At 71.8% G+C, this 20,428-nt stretch carries 20 protein-coding genes; 11 read left to right on the top strand and 9 right to left on the bottom strand.

The genetic code is table 11. The annotated features are described in order from the left end of the window. The first annotated feature begins 82 nt into the window (after window positions 1–82). From ACWDLG_RS38940 to ACWDLG_RS38955, 4 genes are all read left to right on the top strand, one after another. The gene (locus tag ACWDLG_RS38940; protein ID WP_449929689.1) at window positions 83–1,702 is read left to right on the top strand and encodes a hypothetical protein; all 1,620 of its coding nucleotides are present in this window, start codon (window positions 83–85) and stop codon (window positions 1,700–1,702) included. A gap of 12 nt (window positions 1,703–1,714) precedes the next feature. Continuing rightward, window positions 1,715–3,553, top strand: coding sequence for an outer membrane protein assembly factor BamB family protein (locus ACWDLG_RS38945; protein WP_449929691.1), 1,839 nt, complete (start codon window positions 1,715–1,717; stop codon window positions 3,551–3,553). Between the two features lie 103 nt (window positions 3,554–3,656). After that, the gene (locus ACWDLG_RS38950) at window positions 3,657–4,139 is read left to right on the top strand and encodes a metallophosphoesterase family protein (protein WP_449929693.1); all 483 of its coding nucleotides are present in this window, start codon (window positions 3,657–3,659) and stop codon (window positions 4,137–4,139) included. Between the two features lie 77 nt (window positions 4,140–4,216). Further along, window positions 4,217–4,975 (top strand): IclR family transcriptional regulator, encoded by a 759-nt coding sequence (locus ACWDLG_RS38955; RefSeq protein WP_449929695.1) that lies wholly within the window; start codon window positions 4,217–4,219, stop codon window positions 4,973–4,975. 75 nt (window positions 4,976–5,050) lie between these two features. Here ACWDLG_RS38955 and ACWDLG_RS38960 read toward each other — a convergent pair whose 3' ends face one another. Genes ACWDLG_RS38960 through ACWDLG_RS38975 form a run of 4 tightly spaced genes read right to left on the bottom strand, consistent with a single transcriptional unit; the run spans window position 5,051 to window position 9,100 of the window. Then, window positions 5,051–5,869, bottom strand: coding sequence for a carbohydrate ABC transporter permease (locus tag ACWDLG_RS38960; RefSeq protein ID WP_449929697.1), 819 nt, complete (start codon window positions 5,867–5,869; stop codon window positions 5,051–5,053). Further along, window positions 5,866–6,795, bottom strand: coding sequence for a carbohydrate ABC transporter permease (locus ACWDLG_RS38965; protein WP_449929699.1), 930 nt, complete (start codon window positions 6,793–6,795; stop codon window positions 5,866–5,868). The genes ACWDLG_RS38960 and ACWDLG_RS38965 overlap by 4 nt, the downstream gene beginning before the upstream one ends. Then, window positions 6,792–8,090, bottom strand: a complete 1,299-nt coding sequence (locus tag ACWDLG_RS38970; RefSeq protein WP_449929701.1) for an ABC transporter substrate-binding protein — start codon at window positions 8,088–8,090, stop codon at window positions 6,792–6,794. The genes ACWDLG_RS38965 and ACWDLG_RS38970 overlap by 4 nt, the downstream gene beginning before the upstream one ends. Continuing rightward, window positions 8,087–9,100, bottom strand: coding sequence for a family 4 glycosyl hydrolase (locus ACWDLG_RS38975; RefSeq protein WP_449929703.1), 1,014 nt, complete (start codon window positions 9,098–9,100; stop codon window positions 8,087–8,089). The genes ACWDLG_RS38970 and ACWDLG_RS38975 overlap by 4 nt, the downstream gene beginning before the upstream one ends. Window positions 9,101–9,129: 29 nt before the next feature. On the opposite strand from ACWDLG_RS38975, the gene ACWDLG_RS38980 reads away from it, so the two are divergent. After that, window positions 9,130–10,215, top strand: a complete 1,086-nt coding sequence (locus ACWDLG_RS38980) for an endo alpha-1,4 polygalactosaminidase (protein ID WP_449929705.1) — start codon at window positions 9,130–9,132, stop codon at window positions 10,213–10,215. Between the two features lie 38 nt (window positions 10,216–10,253). Here the strand turns inward: ACWDLG_RS38980 and ACWDLG_RS38985 are convergent, their stop codons facing one another. Genes ACWDLG_RS38985 through ACWDLG_RS38995 form a run of 3 tightly spaced genes read right to left on the bottom strand, consistent with a single transcriptional unit; the run spans window position 10,254 to window position 12,402 of the window. After that, entirely contained in the window at window positions 10,254–10,637 is a 384-nt protein-coding gene (locus ACWDLG_RS38985) for a hypothetical protein (RefSeq protein WP_449929707.1), read from the bottom strand. Next, window positions 10,634–11,569, bottom strand: coding sequence for a zinc-dependent alcohol dehydrogenase (locus tag ACWDLG_RS38990; RefSeq protein WP_449929709.1), 936 nt, complete (start codon window positions 11,567–11,569; stop codon window positions 10,634–10,636). Before ACWDLG_RS38990 ends, ACWDLG_RS38985 begins: the two co-directional genes overlap by 4 nt. Continuing rightward, on the bottom strand, window positions 11,566–12,402 hold the full coding sequence (locus ACWDLG_RS38995; RefSeq protein ID WP_449929711.1) for a fumarylacetoacetate hydrolase family protein: 837 nt from the start codon (window positions 12,400–12,402) through the stop codon (window positions 11,566–11,568). Before ACWDLG_RS38995 ends, ACWDLG_RS38990 begins: the two co-directional genes overlap by 4 nt. Window positions 12,403–12,577: 175 nt before the next feature. Here ACWDLG_RS38995 and ACWDLG_RS39000 point away from each other — a divergent pair, with 175 nt between their 5' ends. The 3 genes from ACWDLG_RS39000 (at window position 12,578) to ACWDLG_RS39010 (ending at window position 16,103) form a co-directional block, all read left to right on the top strand. Next, a complete protein-coding gene (locus ACWDLG_RS39000; protein WP_449929713.1) occupies window positions 12,578–13,531 on the top strand; it encodes an alanine racemase in 954 nt (317 codons plus the stop codon). Further along, window positions 13,501–14,265: an SDR family NAD(P)-dependent oxidoreductase gene (locus ACWDLG_RS39005; protein WP_449929715.1), complete on the top strand. Its 765-nt coding sequence runs from the start codon at window positions 13,501–13,503 to the stop codon at window positions 14,263–14,265. Before ACWDLG_RS39000 ends, ACWDLG_RS39005 begins: the two co-directional genes overlap by 31 nt. Before the next feature lie 68 nt (window positions 14,266–14,333). Further along, window positions 14,334–16,103, top strand: a complete 1,770-nt coding sequence (locus ACWDLG_RS39010; RefSeq protein ID WP_449929717.1) for a cytochrome P450 — start codon at window positions 14,334–14,336, stop codon at window positions 16,101–16,103. Window positions 16,104–16,232: 129 nt separating this feature from the next. Here ACWDLG_RS39010 and ACWDLG_RS39015 read toward each other — a convergent pair whose 3' ends face one another. Then, window positions 16,233–17,030 (bottom strand): phytanoyl-CoA dioxygenase family protein, encoded by a 798-nt coding sequence (locus ACWDLG_RS39015; protein ID WP_449929719.1) that lies wholly within the window; start codon window positions 17,028–17,030, stop codon window positions 16,233–16,235. Between the two features lie 80 nt (window positions 17,031–17,110). Between ACWDLG_RS39015 and ACWDLG_RS39020 the strand changes: the two genes are divergently transcribed. The 3 genes from ACWDLG_RS39020 (at window position 17,111) to ACWDLG_RS39030 (ending at window position 19,937) form a co-directional block, all read left to right on the top strand. Then, window positions 17,111–17,980: a helix-turn-helix domain-containing protein gene (locus tag ACWDLG_RS39020; protein ID WP_449929721.1), complete on the top strand. Its 870-nt coding sequence runs from the start codon at window positions 17,111–17,113 to the stop codon at window positions 17,978–17,980. 141 nt (window positions 17,981–18,121) lie between these two features. Beyond that, entirely contained in the window at window positions 18,122–18,916 is a 795-nt protein-coding gene (locus ACWDLG_RS39025) for a maleylpyruvate isomerase family mycothiol-dependent enzyme (protein WP_449929723.1), read from the top strand. A 157-nt stretch (window positions 18,917–19,073) separates the two neighbouring features. Next, window positions 19,074–19,937, top strand: a complete 864-nt coding sequence (locus ACWDLG_RS39030; protein WP_449929725.1) for an SDR family oxidoreductase — start codon at window positions 19,074–19,076, stop codon at window positions 19,935–19,937. 27 nt (window positions 19,938–19,964) lie between these two features. Here ACWDLG_RS39030 and ACWDLG_RS39035 read toward each other — a convergent pair whose 3' ends face one another. Continuing rightward, a complete protein-coding gene (locus ACWDLG_RS39035) occupies window positions 19,965–20,411 on the bottom strand; it encodes a helix-turn-helix domain-containing protein (protein ID WP_449929727.1) in 447 nt (148 codons plus the stop codon). Window positions 20,412–20,428: the final 17 nt, after the last annotated feature.

Consider the following 20,428-nt stretch of genomic DNA (forward strand, 5'->3'; position numbering starts at 1 on the left):
TCCCCTGACCCTGCATGACCGTCTCTGTAACCGCTGATACGATTTTGGCCTTTCGTGACCTACGAGCTCTAACGGGGCAATTGTGACGACGGGGCCCGGTTTTCAGCAGCAGTACCCGGCGCAGTCTCCGCCGTGGCAGCAGGGGCAGCAGGCGCAGGAGCCGTATCAGGCGCAGTGGCCGCAGGCGCAGGGACAGCAGCAGTACCAGGCGCCGTGGCAGCAGGGGCAGCAAGGGCAGTGGCAGGAGGGGCAGCAGGCGCAGTGGCAGCAGCCACCGCCTCCCCCGCCCCCGCCGCCGTCACCCAGGCGCAGGACCGGGCTGTGGGTGACGCTCGGCGTCCTGTCCTTGGTCCTGGTGATCGGCGTCGGCGCGGGCGTGGGACTGGTGCTGAGGGGCGGGAGCTCGGCGAGCGCCCTCGACCCGGCCCCGACCGGAGCGGCCGAGAAGGGACAGAACGGCAAGGGGCAGGATCCCGCCGCCGTCGTGGTCACCGACCAGGAGATCGACGCGCTGCTGAAGTCGCACGGCGCCGCGCTGACCGCGGGCGACGCCAAGGCGTTCACCTCGATCTTCGATCCGGGGAACGCGGCTTTGGTCCGTGGCCAGGCCAGGCTCTTCGCCAACCTGCGCAAGATGCCGCTGAGCGAGATGTCCTACCAGACGCTGCGCCGCAACGGCCGGGCGGAGGACAGCTTCGGGCGCGGCGTGACCTTCACCCAGGACGTCGCGTTCGTCCACCGTTTCACCCGCATCGACCTGAAGCCGGTCTCGGAGTGGTACCGCTGGACGATCAAGAAGGCGTCGGCCGACGCCCCGCTGGTCGTCACCAAGGTCGGCGGCGCGCCGCCGCCGATCACGGGCGGTGAGGGCTCCAAGACCGTGTACTACCCCGGCCCCTGGGACATCTGGCCCGGCGTGGCCGTGGTGAAGGCGGGCCCCAGCCTCGTGCTGGCCAGACCGGAGGACGCCGGACTGGCCAGGCGCATCGCGCCGACCGTCGCCCAGGCCACCGCCGACGACCTGGACTACTGGCGGCGCAACGGGCCGCCGGACGCCACCGTGCCGAGCGGGTTCGTGGTCGCGTTGACCAAGGGCCAGGCACAGCTGGGCAACCTGTTCCGCAAGGAGAAGGCGCACGAGGCGGGCGTGTCGATCCCGATGCTGAGCTGGCGCCCCGGCGACGACGTCAAGATCGGCGGTAGCCGGATCGTGCTCGACACCACCTCGCCCTTCTTCTCCGACACCGCGGGCATCAAGGAGGTCAGCCAGCACGAGATCGCCCACTCGCTGGTCGCGAGCCTCGACAGCGCCGAGATGTCCCTGTTCGGCAAGCCCAACTGGATCGTCGAGGGCTTCGCCGACTACGTCGCCACGCGGCACCAGAGCGTCGCCCAGGTGCGCCGGTACCCGGATGGCAGGGCCTACGTGGCGGGACGGATGGCCAGGCCCTTCGACGGCCGGCTGCCCGACAACGTGTTCTGGGACTACAAGAACATGGTCAACACCAACTACTTCATGGGCAACCTCGCCATGCGCTTCATCGCGACGAAGTTCGGCGAGCGCAAGCTGGCCGAAGGCGTGGTCGCGGCCTACCGGGCGAAGGGCGACGAGAGCGAGGCGGCGCTGTTCGAGGTGCTCGGCGTGAGCAAGGCGGAGTTCGAGCGGCAGTGGGCGGCCTACGTTCGCCGCCAGCTGGCGTAAGGGGGGGCGGGGATGACCGATCAGCACAACGGCCACCAGTACGGCGGGCAGCCCGGGTACGGCGGGCAGCCCGGGTACGGCGGGCAGCCCGGGTACGGTTCCCCGACCGGGGGCCACCCGGCCTACGGGCCCCCTCACCAGGGCCAGCCTGGCTACGGCGCCCCTGAGGCCCAGCCCGGCTATGGGCCTCCTGAGAGCCAGCCGGGCTATGGACCTCCTCAAAGCCAGCCGAGCTATGGCCCTCCTCAAAGCCAGCCGGGCTATGGAGCTCCCCAGGGTCAGCCGCCCTACGGGCCGCCGAGCCAGGCGCACCCCGCTCAGTCGGCGCCGCCGAACCACGACCACGGGCAGCCCGGCTACGGGCCACCGAACCAGGCGCAGCCTCCCTACGGTCCGCCGCCCCAGGCCCAGCCCTCCTTCGGGCCGCCCGGCGGGCCCTCCTACGGCCCGCCCTCGGGGCCCGGCCAGCAGGCCGAGTCGTGGAACCAGCAGGCGCCGTACCCGACCGGCCCGGCCGGGGCGCAGCAGCCGCCGCGGCAGGCGCAGGGGAGCAAGGGCCGCACCGCGCTGTTCGTCGTGCTCGGCCTCGTGGCGTTGCTGGCCGTGGGCACCGGCACCGCGTGGTTCGTCGCCACCTCGGGCTCCGGACCGCAGGGGACGACCGCGCAGAGCGGCGACGGCGAGGCGCTCGGCCAGTGGGCGGTGCCGCTGACGAACGCCGACAGCACCGACTTCACCGCGGGCATGGCCTTCGCGGCATGGCTCACCGACACCACGATCGTCCGCGCCCAGAAGGACGGCCTGCTCGCCTACGACCTCAAGAACGGCAAGCGAGCGTGGGGCGTGCCCTCCCCCGGCGAGCAGCTCTGCGGTGGCACCGGCCAGCTGGCGGCGGGCAAGGGCGCCGTCGCGTACGGCAGCGCCAGCCTGTGCGACCACCTGGCGGGGGTCGACGCGGCCAAGGGCCGGCTCACCTGGAAGATCAAGATTCCGGCGGAGAAGTCCAGCCTGGCCAACATGATCACCGCGCCGCAGCTGATGAGCGCGGGCGACATGGTGGTGCTGTCGGTGAAGGAGACGGTGTACGGCCACCGGCTGTCCGACGGCGCGAAGCGGTGGACCGTCGCGCCGCCCGAGGGCTGCCACCTGGAGGACGTCGACGCGGCCGCCGCCCGCGTGGTCGTGATCTACGACTGCTCGTTCGCCGGCACCCCGAACCGTGTGGAGGTGCTGGACCCGCACAGCGGCAAGGCCGTCAAGCGCTATCCGCTGGGCGAGACGGGCCTCGGCCCCTCCGTCCTGTCGGCCGACCCTGTCATCGTCCAGGTGGAACGCGGTGGCGAGGAGATCTTCCTCGCCTTCGACGCGGGGGGCCGCGAGGTCGCCATCAAGCCCGGCCACGTGGACATGTTGAGCATGAACAAGGTCGCGACGTTCGACGGCATGGCGGAGAAGTACCGCTACGCCGTCCACGGCGACCGGTTGTACCTGGCGACCTTCCCCGAGAACGTGCCGAACGAGCTCCGCTCCAGCAACAAGGCGCTGGCCTTCGATCTCAAGACGGGCAGGCGGCTGTGGGAGTCGTCGGGCACCAACGCCACCAAGCTCACCTACGTCCGCGCCGACGACAAGGGGCTGCTGGCGCTTGAGGTGGGTGACCGGCGGGACCTGGCCCCCAGACTGGTACGGCTCGACGCCGCGTCGGGCAAGGCGACGCCGGTGGCGACGTTGCCGCAGGAGTTCGGCACCGAGGGCGACAACGCCATGGTGTTCGAGCGGAACGGCGGCGTCGTCATCGTGCCGTGGACGTCGGTGGCGACCAAGAACGCGGTCACCTATTTCGGCGGTTGATCGGTCTCGTCGGTTGATCGGTCTCGTCGGTCGATCGGTCTCGGCGGTTCATCGGGTTTCGGCGGTTCATCGGGTTTCGGCGGTTGACGGGTAGGGACAGCCCATGAACGTCGTGGTGCTGTCCGACACGCACGCGCCGCGCCGCTGGAGGTCGTGCCCGCCGAGGGTGGCCGAGCATCTGCGCGGCGCCGACGCGATCCTGCACGCGGGGGACGTCTGTGTGCCGTCCGTGCTGGCGGAGCTGGCCGCGTTCGCGCCGGTTCATGTGGTGAAGGGCAACAACGACGGCCCCGAGCTGGCGGCGCCCGAGACGCTGAAGCTGACGCTCGACGGTCTGCGGGTGGGCATGGTCCACGACAGCGGCCCCGCCAGGGGCAGGCTCGCGCGGATGCGCCGGTTGTTCCCCGAGGCCGACCTGGTCGTGTTCGGCCACTCGCACATCCCGCTGGATGAGTCGGGCGAGGGGTTGCGCATCTTCAACCCCGGTTCGCCCACGGACCGGCGGCGCCAGCCGTACGGGACGCTGGGGGTGCTGACGATCGAGCACGGGGTGCTGGCGGAGGCGCGGATCGTCCCGGTGACGTGAACCCGCGGCTCGCGAAGCGCGCCAAGTTCCGTATCACGCGCTAGCATTCCACAAAGCGGAACTTGGAGGAGAGTGCAGTGGCTGAGGTCCAGTCCCCCGTCGGCAGCGTCGATCGCGCCCTGCTCATCCTGCAGGAGATCGGAAAACACAGCAGGGGCGTTACGCTCGACGAGCTGGCCACCAGGCTCGGCCTCCCCAAGAGCTCGCTCCATCGCCTGCTGGGCGCGCTGAAGCACCGCGGGTTCGCCGCCCAGCCCGAGCCGAGCGGCCCCTACTTCCTCGGCACCGAGATGCTGGCGACCGCGTTCAGGTTCTACGAGACGATGGATCTGCGCACGCTGGTACGTCCCCTGCTGCTGCGGCTGAGCGAGGAGTTCACCGAGACGGTGCACATGGCCATGCTCGACGGCGGCGAGGTCGTCTATCTCGACAAGGTAGAGGCGGTGCGGTCGATCACGATGACCTCGGTCGTGGGCGGCCGCAACGCCGCCCACTGCACCGGCGTCGGCAAGGCGCTGCTGGCCTGGACGTACCCGACCGACGAGGCGATCAAGGCGTGGGCCGACAGGTACGGCCCGCTGGCGGCCAGGACCCGCAACACGATCACCAACCCGGCGAAGCTGGCCACGCATCTCGACCAGGTACGGCAGCGCGGTTACGCGCTCGACCTGGAGGAGAACGAGCCGGGCGTGCGGTGTGTGGCCGCCCCCGTCTTCATGGGCAGGACGGCGCCCGTGGCGGCGGTGAGCGTGACGGCGATCAAGGACCGCATGTCCACGGCCAGGATGGAAGAGGTGGGCAACGTGCTCAAGCGGGCGGTCGCCGAGCAGGTCTGAACGTCCCGGCGGGGAGCGCGCAGGTCTCCCCGCCGGGACGTCGGCTGACGGCGCCGGTGGGTGCGGTATGCGCCGTCAGCCTTTCACCGCGCCGGTCAGCGCCTGGACGAAGCGGCGCTGGCCGGCGAGGAACACCGCGAGCACCGGCACCGTCGTCAGCACCGTGCCCGCCATGATCGCCGGCCAGTCGGCGCGGTGCTGGCCCTGGAAGGTCGTCAGCCCGACCTGCACCGTGTAGTTGTCCTCCGAGTTGATCGCCACCAGCGGCCAGAACAGGTCGTTCCACGCCGTGATGAACGTGATGACGGCCAGCGCGGCCAGGGCGGGCCTGGCCACCGGCAGCACCACCCGGTAGAACACCGCGACGCGCGAGCAGCCGTCGATGCGCGCCGCCTCCTCCAGTTCCTTCGGGAAGGACTGGAAGAAGGAGGTCATCAGGTAGATGCCGACCGCCGAGCTGAGCTGGGGCAGGATCAGCGCGCCCAGCGTGTCGGTGAGCCCGGCCTGGTTGAAGATCAGGAAGGTGGGGATCACCGTGAGCTGGAACGGGATCAGCGCGGTGGCGATGACCAGGACCAGGACCACCTTGGCGCCGGCGAACCTGATCCTGGCGAAGGCGTAGCCGGCCATGCTGCACAGCACGACCTGGGCCGCCACGATCGCCCCCGAGACGATGACGCTGTTGAGGAACCAGCGCGGGAAGTTCGAGCGCTCGACGACCGTGCGGTAGCCGCCCAGGTCGATGCCCTCGGGCCAGATGGCCGGAGGGAACCTGTTGAGCTCGGCCTGGGTCATCACCGAGCTGAGCAGCAGCCAGACGAACGGCAGCACGACCACCGCCGAGATCGGCACCAGCACCAGGTGCCACTTGCCGGGCAGGCGCAGGCGTCTCATGTCATGGCTCCCCTCCGCCGCGCGACCAGCAGGCCCGCGACGATCAGCAGGAGGGTTCCGGCGAACAGGACGTAGGCCACGGCGGCGCCGTACCCGGCGGTGGAGAAGGAGAAGGCCAGCTGCCAGACGTAGTAGACGATGGTCACGGTCGCGTTGGCCGGGCCGCCCTTCGTCGTGGTCATGACCAGGTCGAAGAACTGCAGCGCGTCGATCACGCCCCAGACCGCGAGGAAGATCGTCATCGGGCGCACCGACGGCACGATGATGTGCCTGAAGGTGGTCCACCGCCCGGCGCCGTCGATCGCGGCGGCCTCCATCACCTCCTTGCTGATCTCCTGGATGGCGGCCAGGTAGATCACCACGGAGAAGCCGAAGCGGGTCCAGAAGAAGATCAGCGTGAGGACGAACATCGCCTGGGAGGGGCTGCTGAGCAGCCCCTGGACGGGCAGCCCGAGCTGCACGAGCAGCCCGTTCACCAGGCCGAAGTCGCGGTCGAAGACGAAGCCCATGAGCAGGCCCGTCGCGGTGGCCGAGACGACGTAGGGCACCAGGAAGCAGGTCCGGTAGAACCCGATCCCGCGCACCTTCCTGTTCAGCAGCACGGCCACGAGCAGCCCGGCGACCAGCGACGCGGGGATGTAGAGCACCAGCAGCAACCCGGTGTTCCGCAGCGCCTGGAAGAAGACCGGATCCTCGAGCAGCGCCCGGTAGTTGTCGAGCCCGACGTTGCGTCCCGGCGACATCAGGTCGGAGTCGGTGAACGACAGCGCCAGCGCCCACGCCATCGGCACCAGCGAGAAGCCGAGGATGACCAGCGTCGCCGGCCCGGCGAAGGACCAGCCGGCGACGGTGTCGCCGAGCTTCCTGCGGTCCCTCGGCCGCCCGTGCCGCGTGGCGGCCGCGCCGACCGCGGTGGTGCTGCTCATGATCCCGGTACGGCCAGCGCCGCGTCGGCCTTGGTGGCCGCCTCGTCGAGGGCCGTCCTGGCGTCGCTCCTGCCCAGCAGCGCCTGCGCGATGGCCTCGGCCACGAAGGCGGACACCCGGGGGTATCTGGTGGTCGGCGGCCTGACCCGCCTGGCGTTGGCCAGGTTGTCCGAGATCACCTCGATGCCCTGGTACTTGTCGAGGTAGCCCTGGTAGCCGGGCAGCTTGGTGATCGACTCCCTGATCGGCAGCGAGCCGGTGTCGGTCATCCACTCCAGTTGCTGCTCGGCCGCGGTCAGCCAGGTCAGGAACGTGGCCGCGGCCTTGACCCGGCGTTCGTCGTGCTCGAAGACCACCCAGTTGTCGGGCCCGGAGACCGTCTCATGGTTGCCGTCGGTGCCGGGCAGCGGCGAGACGCCGTAGTCGACCTTGGCCGCCTGCAGGTCGGGCAGCACCCACGGCCCCGACAGGAACATGCCGAGCCGGCCGGACTCGAACAGCTTCTGCCCCTTCTCCGCGGGGCTGGAGTCGAGGTAGACGGACTTGTCGTCGACCGCCATGGCGCGCAGCCTGCCCAGCGCTTGCTGGCCCGCGGCGCTGTTGAAGACGGCCTTCTTGTGGTCGGGTGTGAGGATGTCGCCGCCTGCCTGCCAGATCATCGGCCACAGGCCCCAGACCGCCTCCTCGCCGCCGCTGATCGGCCAGGTGGTGCCGAAGACGCCGGAATCGGCGTCGGTCGCCCGCTTGGCCATGGCCCTGAAGTCGTCCCACGTCCAGTCCGGACCGGGCGGCTCGACGCCCGCCCTGGCCAGCACCTTCTTGTTGTAGAGGACGACCATGTTGTCGACCACGGCGGGGAAGCCGATGACCTTGCCCTGGACGGTGACGGCCTCGCGCTCGTTGTCCCAGAAGTCCTGCCAGCGCACGGCCGGGTCCTTGACGAACTCCGTGAGGTCGGCCGTCTTCGGGTTCCTGGCGATGTTGGGCGCCCACGAGCCGTAGAGGTAGGCGATGTCGGGGTAGGCGTCGGAGGTGAGCGCGGCGGTGATCTTGGGCAGCATGCCGTCGGCCGTGGCCCCGCCGGACTCGGTGTTGACCTTGATGTCCCGCCGGCTCTGGTTGAACCGCGCCACCAGCTTCTCGATCGACTTGGCGGAGGCGTCCTCCTGGCCGTGCCAGATGGTGATCTCGACGGGGCCGCCGGCCGCCTGCTCCGGCCCGCCGCCGCCGCACGCCGCGGCGGTCAGCAGGACGACCAGCCCGACGAGCGCGGCGGCGGCCGGCGCCCGCCTCATCGGACGCCCTCCGGCAGCAGCTCGCCGTGGGCGGCGATCATCTCGTCCACGAGGTCGTGGATCTGCTGGAGGGTCAGCGTCGCCGACGCGTTGGGATCGAGCATGGCCGCGTGGTAGACGTGGTCGCGGCGGCCTTCGAGGGCCGCCCGCACGGTCAGCTCCCCCACGTTGAGGAAGGTGCTGTTCAGCGCGGCGAGCTGGGGCGGCAGCTCGCCGATCCGGGTGGGGCGCATCCCGGCCCTGTCCACCAGGCACGGCACCTCGACGCACGCGTCGGCGGGCAGGTTGGCGATCAGGCCCCCGTTGCGCACGTTGCCGTGGACGACCCTGGGGGTGCCCGTCTCGATGGAGTGGATGACCTCCGAGGCCAGCTCCATGGCCGGCTCGATCTCGACGCCCTCCCCCGCCGCCAGCCGCCGCCTGGTCTCCTCGTAGGTGTCGAGGTTGTCCTCCGACCAGCGCAGGTAGATCTCGACGGGGATGCGGAAGTGCTCGACCTGGTCGTCGTGGCGCAGGAACCAGGGCAGGTATTCCGAGCCGTGCTCGCTGGACTCGGTCGGGAAGCGGCCGAAGCGGCGGTACATCTCCACCCGCACGGTCCTGCGCAGCTCCGGGTCGCGCGCGATGACCTCGTCGAGCACCGGGTACAGGTCGTGGCCCTGGTGCTCGAACGTCAGCACGAACGCCTGGTGGTTGGCGCCGGCCGTGACGAAGGAGATCTCCTCCACCGGCAGGCCCACCAGCGCGGCCAGCCTGGCCTGGGTGTCGCGCACGGAGTGGCAGAGACCCACCACGTTCGTGAAGGGCGTGCCCTGGTAGACGGCGCGCGGGATCATCGCCATCGGGTTGGTGTAGTTGAGCAGCAGCGCGTGCGGCGCCAGCTCGGCCAGGTCGTTGCCCAGCCCGACCATCACCGGAATCGTGCGGAGTGCCCGGAAGATGCCCCCGATGCCGAGGGTGTCGGCTATCGTCTGGCGCAGTCCGTAGCGACCTTGGTGGCGGAACATCATTCCGCTATATGGAATAGAAGGTGAGTGGATTGACCACGCTCCGATCGATCTCGACCCGGTTGACCGCGGTCACGGCCTTACTGCCGCTCGCCGTCACCGGCCTGTACGCCTCCGCCGAGGCCGCCACGACGGCGGCGCCCGGGACCACCGGTGTCACCGTCACCGCCGGCGCCGCCACGGCAGGCCCGGCGGGTGGCACGGCGTCGGGCGGCGCTGCGAGCGCCGTCACGGGCGCCGCCACGAGCGGCGGGCGGTCGGGCGCAAGCGCGGCGATCTGGCGCCCGCCGGTGCAGAGCCGCTGGCAGTACCAGCTCCAGGGCACCAAGGCCTTCGCCGCGACCGGCGGCATCAACGTCGGCATCTGCGAGACGCCGCAGAGCGGCGGGGCCTGCGTACGGCCCAGCGTCTTCGACATCGACCTGTACGCGGACGCCGAGATCGCCGGCAACAACACCACGCTCAACACCGCGGCCGTCAAGGCGATCCACGCCAGGGGCGCCAAGGCCGTCTGCTACGTCGACGCCGGCTCCATCGAGGACTTCCGGCCGGACTACCAGGAGTTCGTCGGCTGGCACGAGAGCCACGGCAAGTCCCTGCTGGGCAAGCCGTTCAGCGACGAGTTCCCGAACGAGCGGTGGGCCAACATCAACAACGACAAGGGCCAGCGCGACTTCCTGCTGAAGATGATGGAGGCCCGCGTCGACAAGTGCGTGCAGGCCGGCTTCGACGGCGTCGAGTTCGACGTCGTCCACGCCCACGAGGAGGGCAGGTCGGTCACCGGCTGGGACATCAGCCCGCAGACCCAGCTGGTCTACAACAAGGCGCTGGCCGACATGGCGCACCGCAAGGGCCTGTCCGTGGCGCTGAAGAACGACCTCAGCCAGATCGACGAGCTGGTGTCGGTCTTCGACTACGCCGTCAACGAGGAGTGCTTCCAGTGGCAGGAGTGCTCCGCCCTGTCGGCCTTCGTCAGGGCCGGCAAGCCGGTCTTCCAGGTGGAGTACAAGACCTCGCCCGGCGGCTACTGTGCCAAGGCGAACCAGCTGAAGTTCAACTCCATCAAGAAGGCCACCGACTACTCGCTGTACGACAAGCCGTACAAGCCGTGTAGGTGAGCCCGCGCCGCGGCCCGGCCGGGCGCGGGGCCGCCCGCTCATGCCAGCCTCGGCACGAGCTTGAGCGCGTTGCCGGCGTAGACCTGCCCGAGCGCCTCTTCGGGCAGGTCGAGCCCGCTGATGGTCCACCGCCCCATCAGCGGCGGGTCCTCCAGCGAGCGGGCGAAGGCCTCGTCGGCGGTCTCCGTGAAGCGGAAGTGGATGCGGTGGACGTCGGGGGTGCGTCGGGATCTCGTCGGTCCCGACAGCACCCGTCCGGGGTGACGCACCGCCCAGCCGCCGTCGTCGGCGAGCCGGCGGCCGAGGTGGGCGTGGGCGTCCACGGCCGGTACGCGCGCCCGCTCGACCGTGGTGACGGGGACCCGCAGCTGGGAGACCGGGCGGTACTGGGACAGGAGGAGGTCCACGCTGCCTCGCTTCATGGCGTGAGCAGGGCCTTGACGGGAACGGTGGCACCGTTCATCAGGGCGGTGAAGACCTCGGCGCCCTCGCTCAGCGGGAAGGTGTCGACCCAGCCGAGATCCCAGCCGCCGACCAGCTCGGCGGCCGTGGCGAAGTCCGTGTCGGTGTAGGCGAAGGAGCCGAGCACCCGCTTCTCCCCGCGCACGAGGGCGGCGGCGTCGAAGCCCGCGACAGGATCGGCCAGGCCCAGCCACACCGCGACCCCGCCGGGCCGCAGCAGGGCGAGCGACCGCTCGTGGGTGGCGGCGGCGCCGACCGCGTCGAAGATCACGTCGTACTCGCCGGTCAGCTCGGCGACGGCCGCGTCCGCGCCGAGGCGTCCCGCGATCGAGCGGCGGCTTTCCGCGCGGTCGGCGACCTCGATGCGGGCGGCCTTGCGGGACAGGGCGACCTGCAGGCAGGCCAGCCCGATCGCGCCCGCGCCGATGATCCCCACGCGGGCTCCCGGCGCGGGCGCGGCCAGCGACCAGGCGTGCACGGCGTTCGCGGCCGGCTCCACGACGCCCGCCGCCGTCCAGTCCAGCTCCCTGGGCAGGGTGGTGACGGCCGTCGCGGGCACGGCCACGCGCTCGGCGAAGCCTCCGGGCCGGTGCACGCCGACGATCTGGCGTCGCCTGCACACGTTCCGCAGCCCCAGCGCGCACACGTCGCAGTCGCCGCACGACAGGATGGGGTTGACGATCACCTGCCGCCCGTCGTCCGTACGGCCGGCGAACTCGTGCCCCATCACCAGCGGCGGCACCCGGAAGCCCGGCGTCCTGACCCCGTGCAGCTCGCTCCCGCAGATGCCGGAGGCGACCACGTGGACCAGCACCTCGCCCTCGCCGACCGAGGGTTCGGGCACCTCGCGCATCTCGACGGCGCCGGGCCCGGTGAACACCAGCGCCTTCACCTGGCGCCTCCCGCCACGGGGTTGGTCAGCGTGCCGATCCCCTCGACGCCCACCTCGACCGTGTCGCCCGGCCGCAGGCTGCGGCGCGGGTCCATGAACTCGCCGCAGCCCCACGGGGTGCCGGTCAGCACGACGTCGCCGGGTTCGAGGGTGAAGGCGCGCGAGCAGAAGGCGAGCAGGTCGGCGACGCCGAAGAGCATCTCGGCGGTGCTGGAGTCCTGCACGGTCTCGCCGTTGACCGCCGTCCACAGCCGCAGCGCCTGGGGGTCGCCGAGCTCGTCGGGGGTCACGATGACCGGCCCGAGCGGGCAGAAGGTGTCCAGGCTCTTGCCGCGCGTCCACTGGCCGTCGGCGAACTGCAGGTCGCGGGCGGAGACGTCGTTGGCCACGGTGTAGCCGGCCACTCCCGCCAGCGCCTGCGCGGGGGACGCGTGCCGCAGCGGCGTGCCGACGACCACCGCCAGCTCGACCTCCCAGTCCACCCGCTCGGTGAGGCCGGCGTCGATCACGATGGGCTCGCCGGGCCCGATCACGCTCGAGGGGAACTTGGCGAACATCAGCGGCCGCTCGGGCTTGTCCATCCCCGCCTCGCGGATGTGGTCGAGGTAGTTCAGGCCGATGGCCACGATCTTGCCCGGCCGCAGCGGCGCCACAGGCGTCGCCCCCGTGAGGGGCCTGGCCGCCGAGACCGCCAGGCGGGCGACCTCCTCGGGCCCATCGACCAGGACCGTTCCCATGGGGGTGCCGGAGGGGACGTCCAGCGCGTACCAGAGTCCCTCGCGTTCCATGGCGGCGAAACGGGTCCCGCCGACCCGTACCGTGCCCAGCCTCATAGCGCTCCATTCCGTATCACAGAATGCTGTTCCGAATCAGCGCAAGGACACCAGCATGCGGGGCGGCTGTCAAGGGCCATCCGCAGGGGAGCTGTCGTTCCGTGATACAGAATGCTGGTGCGCGATACGGAATGGATGCTACGTTCGGAAGACCTTCGAGAGGGGAGGTCCACCGATGTACCCCGAGATCGACACCCCCGCGCTGGTCATCGACCTCGACGTGGTCGGCGCCAACATCACCGAGATGGCCAAGGTGGCGGCACGCAACGGCGTCAGGCTGCGACCGCACGTCAAGACCCACAAGATGCCCGAGCTGGCCAGGAGGCAGCTCGAGGCCGGAGCCACCGGCATCACCTGCGCCAAGCTGGGCGAGGCGGAGATCATGGCCGAGGCAGGCATCGACGACATCCTGCTGGCCTTTCCGATCTGGGGCGAGCCGAAGCTGCGCCGCCTGGCCGCGCTCCGTGAGCGGGTCAGGGTACGGGTCAGCCTCGACTCGCCCGAGGTCGCCGCGGGGCTCGGCCGCCTCGGCGGGCCGCCCGTGGAGGTGCTGGTGGAGGTCGACACCGGCCAGCACCGCCTGGGCCGCCCACCCGGCCGGCCCACCGCCGACCTGGTCGCCGAGATCGCCGCGGTCCCCGGCGTCGAGGTGGTGGGCCTGCTCACGCTGGCCGGTCACGCCTACCACGCGCGCACCGCCGAGGAACTGGCCACGACCGCCCGCCGCGAGGGCGAGGACCTGGTGGCCACCGCCGCGCTGTGCGCCCGTGACGGGATCGAGCTGCGCGAGATCAGCGTCGGCTCCACCCCACCGCCCGGACGCGGGGGTGACGGGCGTGACCGAGATCAGGCCGGGCACCTACATCTTCAACGACGCCTCGATGGTGCGCCTGGGCGTGGCGACCGAGGCGACCACGGCCGCCCGCGTGCTGGCCACCGTCATCGCCAGGCCCACCCCGGAGCGGGTGGTGTTCGTCCCCGGCCACGCCTGCTCCGTCGTCAACCTCTTCGACGTCGCCCACGGCGTCGAGGATGGACACGTCATCACCGAACTACGCGTCGCCGCTCGCGGCGCGGTGCGTTGAAGGAAGGCATGCCATGCGCGGACTGGCCGGCAAGCGGGTGCTGATCAGCGGGGGCAGCAGCGGGATCGGCGCCGCCACGGCCCGCAGGTTTCTGGAGGAGGGTGCCAGGGTCGTGCTCGGCGGGCTCGACCGGGACGAGGTCGAGGCGACCGTGGCCGAGCTGTCCTGCCTGGGCGAGGTGCGCGGGCTGGCGGGCGACGTGCGCGCGGAGGCCGACGTCACCCGCCTGGTGGAGGGGGCGATCGCGGCGACGGGCGGCATCGACGTCCTGGTCAACAACGCCGGTACGGCATGGCGCGAGCCGTTCCTGGAGATCACCCCCGAGCACTGGGACCGGATCATCGCGGTGAACCTGCGCGGCATGTTCCTGGTCGCCCAGGCCGTGGCCCGGCACCTGGTCGAGCGGGGCGAGGGCGGCGTCATCCTCAACATGTCCTCGACCAACGGGCTGGGCGGTGAGGCCGACTACGCCCACTACAACGCCTCCAAGGGCGGCGTGCTGCTGCTCACCAGGACCATGGCGGTCGAGCTCGGCAAGCACGGCATCAGGGTGAACGCCCTGTGCCCCGGCTACATCAGGACCCCGCTCAACGCCGCCATCTCGGCCGGGCTCGCCGGCGACTTCGTCTCCTCCTACGAGCGCGACCACATCCCCCTGGGCCGGGCCGGGCTCGCCGCGGAGGTCGCGGCCGGCTACGCCTTCCTGGCCTCCGACGACGCGGCCTTCATCCACGGCACCGAGCTGGTCATCGACGGCGGCCAGCTGGCGGTCATGTAGGGAAACCATGGCGGGGAGCTGACAGGGGGCACGGTGTCATCGCCACGGCACGGGGTAGCCGTTCCCGCATGTCGACGATCACCCGAGTCGCGCACTTCCGGCAGGGACGAGCCCTCCACACCGTGGGCGAGCTCTTCACCGGCACGCTCGAGATCGACGAGCACCCGCCGCTGGGCGTGCCCGCGCTGGACCGCGGGCCGCGGCCGGTGCGGGCACGGCTGTCCAAGGGCCTGTCGCTGCCGGGCTCGCTGCCCGACGTGCTCGGCCTCGCCATCAAGATCCTGAGCCCGGACGGGGACCTGGACCTGCTGCTGTCCTGCCTTCCCGGCACCCGGCACTACTCGACGATCCTGTCCTACCGGCACGACGGGGGACGGGTCCGCTTCACCGCCGAACCGCTCGGCGAGCAGCCGCCCGCCGACCCCGTGCGCGCGCATCCGCCGCTCGCCTTCGCGCTCAAGGCCAACGGGCGCAGGATCGCGATCCTGCGCCTGACCGGGCACGCCGAGGGCGAGGCCGACTTCGACCCGATCGTCAACCACCACCCCGCGCTGCGGCCCGCCGGCTGGGTGCAGCGCCTGCGCGGCAGGGCCTACGCGCGTTCCCGGCTCGGCCGCGCAGGTCTGCCGCGCGCCTCGGTGCTGGAGAGCGCGCGCCTGGGCGTGGGCGTGTTGCTGCCCGCGCTTGCCCAGGGCGTCGTCCTCCGCCGGCCCCTCGGCGTACGGCTGGCCGCCCTCCTCGACGCCGACCGGCGCGGCGCGCGCCTTCTCGAACGGCTCAGGGCCAGGCACGGCGAGGGCCCGCTGCTGGTCCGGATCCCGGTGCGGGGCCCGGCGCTGATCCCGCTGGCCGCCGCCGACGTGCGCCGGGTACTGGAGGATCACGCCTTCACCCCCGCCAACCTGGAGAAGCGCGCCGCCCTCGGCCACTTCCAGCCGCACGGGGTGCTCATCACCCTGGACCCCGGCCTGCGCGAGCGCCGCCGCCGGCTCAACGAGCAGATACTGGAGCCCGGCCGGCCGCGCCACAGCCTCGCCGGCCCGTTCACCGCGGTGATCGAGGAGGAGGTGGCCGCGCTGCCGAGCGAGGGCGAGCTGACCTGGCCGGTGTTCACCGCCGCGCACGGGCGGATCGCCCGCCGCCTGGTGCTGGGCGACGGCGCCCGCGGCGACGAGCGGCTGACCCTGCTGCTGAACCGGCTGCGGGCCGACGCCAACTGGTTCTACCTGAGGCGGCGCCACAACCAGGCGCGGGCGGCCTTCCAGCGCCGCCTCGACGTCCACCTCCGGCGGGCCGAACCCGGCAGCCTCGCCCCCCTCCTGATGGCGGCCCACGCCGATCCCGACGTGCACGCCGAAGGGCAGGCCCCGCACTGGCTGTTCGCCTTCGACGCCGCGGGCATCGCCGCCTACCGGGCGCTGGCGCTGGTCGCCGCCCACCCGGGCACCGAGGACCTGCGTGCCGCGGTGGAGGAGTCGGTCCGGCTCTGGCCGACGACGCTGGCCGTGCTCAGGGACACGACCGAACCGATCGAGTGGCGGGGCGAGATCCTGCCGGAGGGCACGATGGTGGCGATCTTCAGCCCGTACGCCAACCGTGACCCGCACGCGATCGACGACCCCGACGCCTTCGTCCCCGGGCGCACGGGCTGGACCGGCATCCCGTTCGGCGCGGGCTTCGCCCGGTGCCCCGGCCGGGACCTCGTGCTGTTCACCGCCGAGACCGTGCTCGCCGCGCTGCTGCGCACCAGGCGGGTGCGGCCCGTGACCGCGCTGCCCACGCCGCTGCCGGGGACGCTCGACCACTTCAGGCTCCGCTTCGCCGTACGGCCCGCCTAGAAGCTCCGCCGCACGGCCCGCCTGGACGCTCCGCCGCACGGGCCGCCTTCGCCGTACGGCCCGCCTTCGCCGCACGGCCCGCCTGGACATGGCGGCCCCAGCGTGCGGGGGCCGGCCGGCGGTGGCGGGCTAGTGCGGTCCCCCGGCGTCGGTGCCGCACGGGCCGCCGCCGGTCGACTCCGCGAAGAACACCCGTTGCCCGTCCAGCGTGAGCGTGGGGTAGTAGGAGGAGATCCGCTCGGTCGAACGGCCGACGTAGTGGCAGATGAAGCTGCGGCGGAAGCGGTCGGCGGTCGTGTTCGGCTCGGAGCCGTGGACCAGGTTGCCGTTGAAGAACAGCACGTCGCCGGGGTCCATGTCGACCGGTACCCGCGCCAGCCCCGGCGGGGGCGGGACGTACTCCCGGGTGAAGGACAGGCCGGGGTCGGCCTCCTCCGGGCAGAACAGGTCCATGCGGTGGGTGCCGGGCACCACCTCGAGGCCGCCGTTGTCGCGGTCGATCCGGTCGAGGGCGATCCAGGCGGCCACGCACGTGCCCGGCTCGACCCTCAGGTAGAAGTTGTCCTGGTGCAGCGCCTGGCCGCGGGCGCCGGGCGGCTTGAAGTAGAACATGCTCTGGGCTGCCACCGGCTCCTCGCCGAGCATCCGGCCGACGATCGCGGTGATCCGGCCGTCGAGCAGGTAGCGCAGGGCGAGGTCGTTGATCTGGTGCGGGTGCATGACCCGGGGGTAGTCGCACAGGATGTCATAGGGGGCGCCGGGATCCTGCGGTCCGGGCGTGAAGTGCCCGGGCACCGGTCCGGCCGCGTGCAGGGCCATGAACTCCTCCCGCAGCGCGGCGGCCTCACCGGCGGTCAGCAGCCCGCGCACGAGCGCGAACCCCTCGTCGTGGAAGGTCTTCAGCTGCGGTTCGTCGAAGGTCAGCACGATACGTTCACTCCTTGTTCGGCTGATTCCCACGCTAGGAGGGCCAACCGGTGAAAGGTATGCCTGCGACGGCTGAGGACATGTCCGTTCCTGCCGCCGACCTGGTGATCGTCGGACACTTCGACCGGACGCCGGGCTACGCCGTGCGCCGCGGCACGGGCGCGCCCAGCTGGCTGCTGATGTGGACGCAGGCCGGGGCGGGTCATGTGGAGCAGGGCGAGGTGGCCTGCACGGTCGGCCCCGGAGACCTGGTCGTGCTGGGCTCCATGACCGGCCACCACTACCGGGTCGCGCCCGGGGCCGCCCGCTGGGCGTTCTGGTGGGTCCACTTCCAGCCCCGCCCGTCCTGGCTGACCTGGCTGCGCCCGTACGCGCGGGGTTCGCGCTGCCATCTGCTGTGCGGGGTGCCGGAGGCGCTGCACGGGCGTCTGGACCGCGCCTTCCGCCGGGCCGACGCCGACGCCCGCCGGCCGGGGCAGGGCGCACCGCCCGCGCCGGCGCGACGGCCGCCCAGCCCGGCCGTCGCCGCGGCGCCGCTGGCGCGCGAGCTGGTGCTCAACGCCGTCGAGGAGGTGATCATGCTGGCCTGCGCCGCGACGGCGGGGCCCGAGGAGGGCGGCGACCCGCGTGTCCGGCAGGCCGAGGCGCTCATCGCGGCCGAGCCCGACGCCCGCCACAGTGTCGCGTCGCTGGCGGCGTCGGTGGCGCTGTCACCGTCGCGGTTCGCGCACCTGTTCTCGGCGCAGACCGGCAGGTCGCCGATGCAGGCCGTACGGGAGGCCCGGGTACGGCACGCGGCCCGGCTGCTGGAGGTGACCGACATGGATGTCGGGCAGGTCGCCACGGCCTGCGGCTTCGCCAGCCCGTTCCATTTCAGCAGGACGTTCCGCGCGGCCTACGGCCTGTCGCCCCGCCAGTACCGCTCCCGGCTGCGGGATTCGGGCTCGTGAGCCGCCCGTGTGTCCCGTGGCCCCGCGCGTCCGCCGGAAGCAGCTCGAGATCGTGGGTTGTTACTACTCGCTCGACACCGGCCAGGTCACCCGGCTGGTCTAGCCTGGAAAGTCTCCGCGGCCGGATGACACAGTGGAGGCATGGACCTCCTTCCCCACTTCCGTCGCGAGATCCTCGCCTTCGAGACCGCCGCCCGCACCGCGGCCAAGGCCACCACGGCGCCCGTCGTGCCGTCGTGCCCCGAATGGTCGATGTCGGATCTGGTGGGACACCTGGGCTGGGTGCACCGGTTCGTGGCCCACATCATCACCGAGCGCCTGCGGCAGCCGCCGGAGGCGCTCGACCCCGACCTGATGGGGCTGCCGGAGGACCTTCGCGGCTGGCAGGGCCCGGGGCACGAACCGACGACCGGACCGGTCCCGCCGAGCCTGATCGAGTGGTTCGGCGAGGGCGCCTTCGCGCTGGAGTCGGTGTTCAGGAAGACCCCGCTGGACGAGCGCGTGTGGACGTGGGCGCCCGAGCAGACCGCCGGGTTCTGGCTGCGGATGCAGACCATCGAGGCGGCCGTGCACCGCTGGGACGCCGAGGGCGCGGTCGGGACCGCCCAGCCGGTCGCGGCCGAGCTGGCCGCGGACGCCGTCGAGCAGACCTTCACCGTCATGGCGCCGGCCCGCCGGATGGTGCGGCAGGCCCCGCCCGGGGCCGGCGAGCGGTTCAGGTTCCGGCAGAGCGACGGCCTGGGCGACTGGACGGTCCGCTTCGACGGCGACGAGGTCGTGCTGACCCGTGACGGCACGCCGGGCGACGTCGAGGTGAGCGGCACGGCGTCGGATCTGATGCTGTTCCTGTGGGGGCGGATCCCGGCCGGACGGCTGCAGGTCACGGGCGAGCGGGACCGGCTCGACCGCTACTTCGCCCTGGTGCCGCCGCTGTGACCCGCGAAGGCCCCCGCAGGCTGGGGCCGGGCGCGAGGCTCACCAGGGGGTAGTGACCCGTCGCGGCACGGTGCGATCGCGCGCCGTGCCGCTTCGCCGTTAGAGGGGCGCGGACCTTTCGCCGTTAGAGGGGCGCGGACCTGGGCAATCGCACGTCATGCCAGAAGAACCGAATGCCACACCGCCCGCCCAGCGCCAGCAGTACCCGGGCACGACCGGCCAGATGTCGCCGGAGCCGCGCGACGAGATGCGCGGCTACGCGGGCCGTGACCTGCTGCGCGGCAAGAAAGCACTGATCACCGGGGGTGACTCGGGGATCGGCAGGGCCGTCGCCGTCGCGTTCGCCAAGGAGGGCGCCGACGTGGCCATCGCCTATCTGAGCGAGCACGAGGACGCCAACCACACCAGGAAGGTGGTGGAGGCCGAGGGCCGGCGGTGCGTGCTGCTGCCGGGCGACCTGGCCGACCCCGACCACTGCATCGCGGTGGTCGAGCAGGCGGTGGCCGAGCTGGGCGGGCTGGACATCGTCGTGAACAACGTCGCCTACCAGAAGCCGGTCGACGCGTTGGAGGAGCTGACCGACGAGCAGTGGGAGCACACGTTCGCGGTCAACATCCACAGCTACTTCCGCGTGACCAAGGCGGCGCTGCCGCACCTGCGCGAGGGCAGCGCGATCATCAACACCTCCTCCATCAACGGCCTGCGCGGCAACAAGTCGCTCATCGACTACGCCGCCACCAAGGGCGCGATCAACGCCTTCACCTACTCCATGGCGCAGACCCTGATCGAACGGCGCATCCGGGTCAACGCGGTCGCTCCGGGTCCGGTCTGGACGCCGCTGATCCCGGCCACGTTCCCGCAGGAGAAGGTGGAGCAGTTCGGCAAGCAGGCCCCGATGCAGCGGGCGGCCGACCCCGACGAGATCGCGCCCTCGTACGTGTTCTTCGCCGCCGAACGGCTGTCGTCCTACTACACCGGCGAGATCCTGGCCCCGGTCGGCGGCGAGACCCTGCCCGGCTGACGCCCTGCCCGCCGGCTCAGGGCCTGGTCACGCGGGCGGATCCGCCCTGACCACGCAGGTGGCCTGGCCGGGGTCGGTCAGGCCCGCCGCGCTCTCGGCCACGCGCAGGTAGCCGGGGCAGCGGGTGAAGTCGTCGGCCGTGCACTGCATGATGTGCTCGATCAGCGCCTTGGACGCGGCGATCTCGCGCAGCCGCCGCTCCAGCTCGGCGTGGTGCTGCTCGAGGATCGCCGTGCGCTCGGCGTGGCCGGCCGAGTTGAGGACCTCCCCCACCTGCTCCAGGCTCATCCCCGCCGCCTTCGCCCGGATGATCGTCAGCACCCTGACGACATGGTCGCGGGTGTAGAGACGCCTGCCGTTCACCCTGGTGGCAGGGGTCAGCAGGCCCATCGCCTCCCAGTGGCGCAGCACGTGCGGCGCCAGATCGAACCGCTCGGCCAGCTCCCCGATGCGCATCGAACCACTTGACTTCATGTTGACATTAACTTGCA

It is taken from the genome of Nonomuraea sp. NPDC003727 (assembly GCF_053586935.1).

Excerpts from the sequence above, each read along its gene's own strand:
- ACWDLG_RS38975 (WP_449929703.1), bottom strand. The coding sequence starts at position 9,100 with ATGATGTTCCGCCACCAAGGTCGCTACGGACTGCGCCAGACGATAGCC.
- ACWDLG_RS39005 (WP_449929715.1), top strand. The coding sequence starts at position 13,501 with ATGCGCGGACTGGCCGGCAAGCGGGTGCTGATCAGCGGGGGCAGCAGC.
- ACWDLG_RS39025 (WP_449929723.1), top strand. The coding sequence starts at position 18,122 with ATGGACCTCCTTCCCCACTTCCGTCGCGAGATCCTCGCCTTCGAGACC.
- ACWDLG_RS38995 (WP_449929711.1), bottom strand. The coding sequence starts at position 12,402 with ATGAGGCTGGGCACGGTACGGGTCGGCGGGACCCGTTTCGCCGCCATG.
- ACWDLG_RS38960 (WP_449929697.1), bottom strand. The coding sequence starts at position 5,869 with ATGAGACGCCTGCGCCTGCCCGGCAAGTGGCACCTGGTGCTGGTGCCG.
- ACWDLG_RS38985 (WP_449929707.1), bottom strand. The coding sequence starts at position 10,637 with ATGAAGCGAGGCAGCGTGGACCTCCTCCTGTCCCAGTACCGCCCGGTC.
- ACWDLG_RS38950 (WP_449929693.1), top strand. The coding sequence starts at position 3,657 with ATGAACGTCGTGGTGCTGTCCGACACGCACGCGCCGCGCCGCTGGAGG.
- ACWDLG_RS39000 (WP_449929713.1), top strand. The coding sequence starts at position 12,578 with ATGTACCCCGAGATCGACACCCCCGCGCTGGTCATCGACCTCGACGTG.
- ACWDLG_RS39030 (WP_449929725.1), top strand. The coding sequence starts at position 19,074 with ATGCCAGAAGAACCGAATGCCACACCGCCCGCCCAGCGCCAGCAGTAC.
- ACWDLG_RS39010 (WP_449929717.1), top strand. The coding sequence starts at position 14,334 with ATGTCGACGATCACCCGAGTCGCGCACTTCCGGCAGGGACGAGCCCTC.
- ACWDLG_RS38970 (WP_449929701.1), bottom strand. The coding sequence starts at position 8,090 with ATGAGGCGGGCGCCGGCCGCCGCCGCGCTCGTCGGGCTGGTCGTCCTG.
- ACWDLG_RS39020 (WP_449929721.1), top strand. The coding sequence starts at position 17,111 with ATGTCCGTTCCTGCCGCCGACCTGGTGATCGTCGGACACTTCGACCGG.
- ACWDLG_RS38965 (WP_449929699.1), bottom strand. The coding sequence starts at position 6,795 with ATGAGCAGCACCACCGCGGTCGGCGCGGCCGCCACGCGGCACGGGCGG.
- ACWDLG_RS38945 (WP_449929691.1), top strand. The coding sequence starts at position 1,715 with ATGACCGATCAGCACAACGGCCACCAGTACGGCGGGCAGCCCGGGTAC.
- ACWDLG_RS39035 (WP_449929727.1), bottom strand. The coding sequence starts at position 20,411 with ATGAAGTCAAGTGGTTCGATGCGCATCGGGGAGCTGGCCGAGCGGTTC.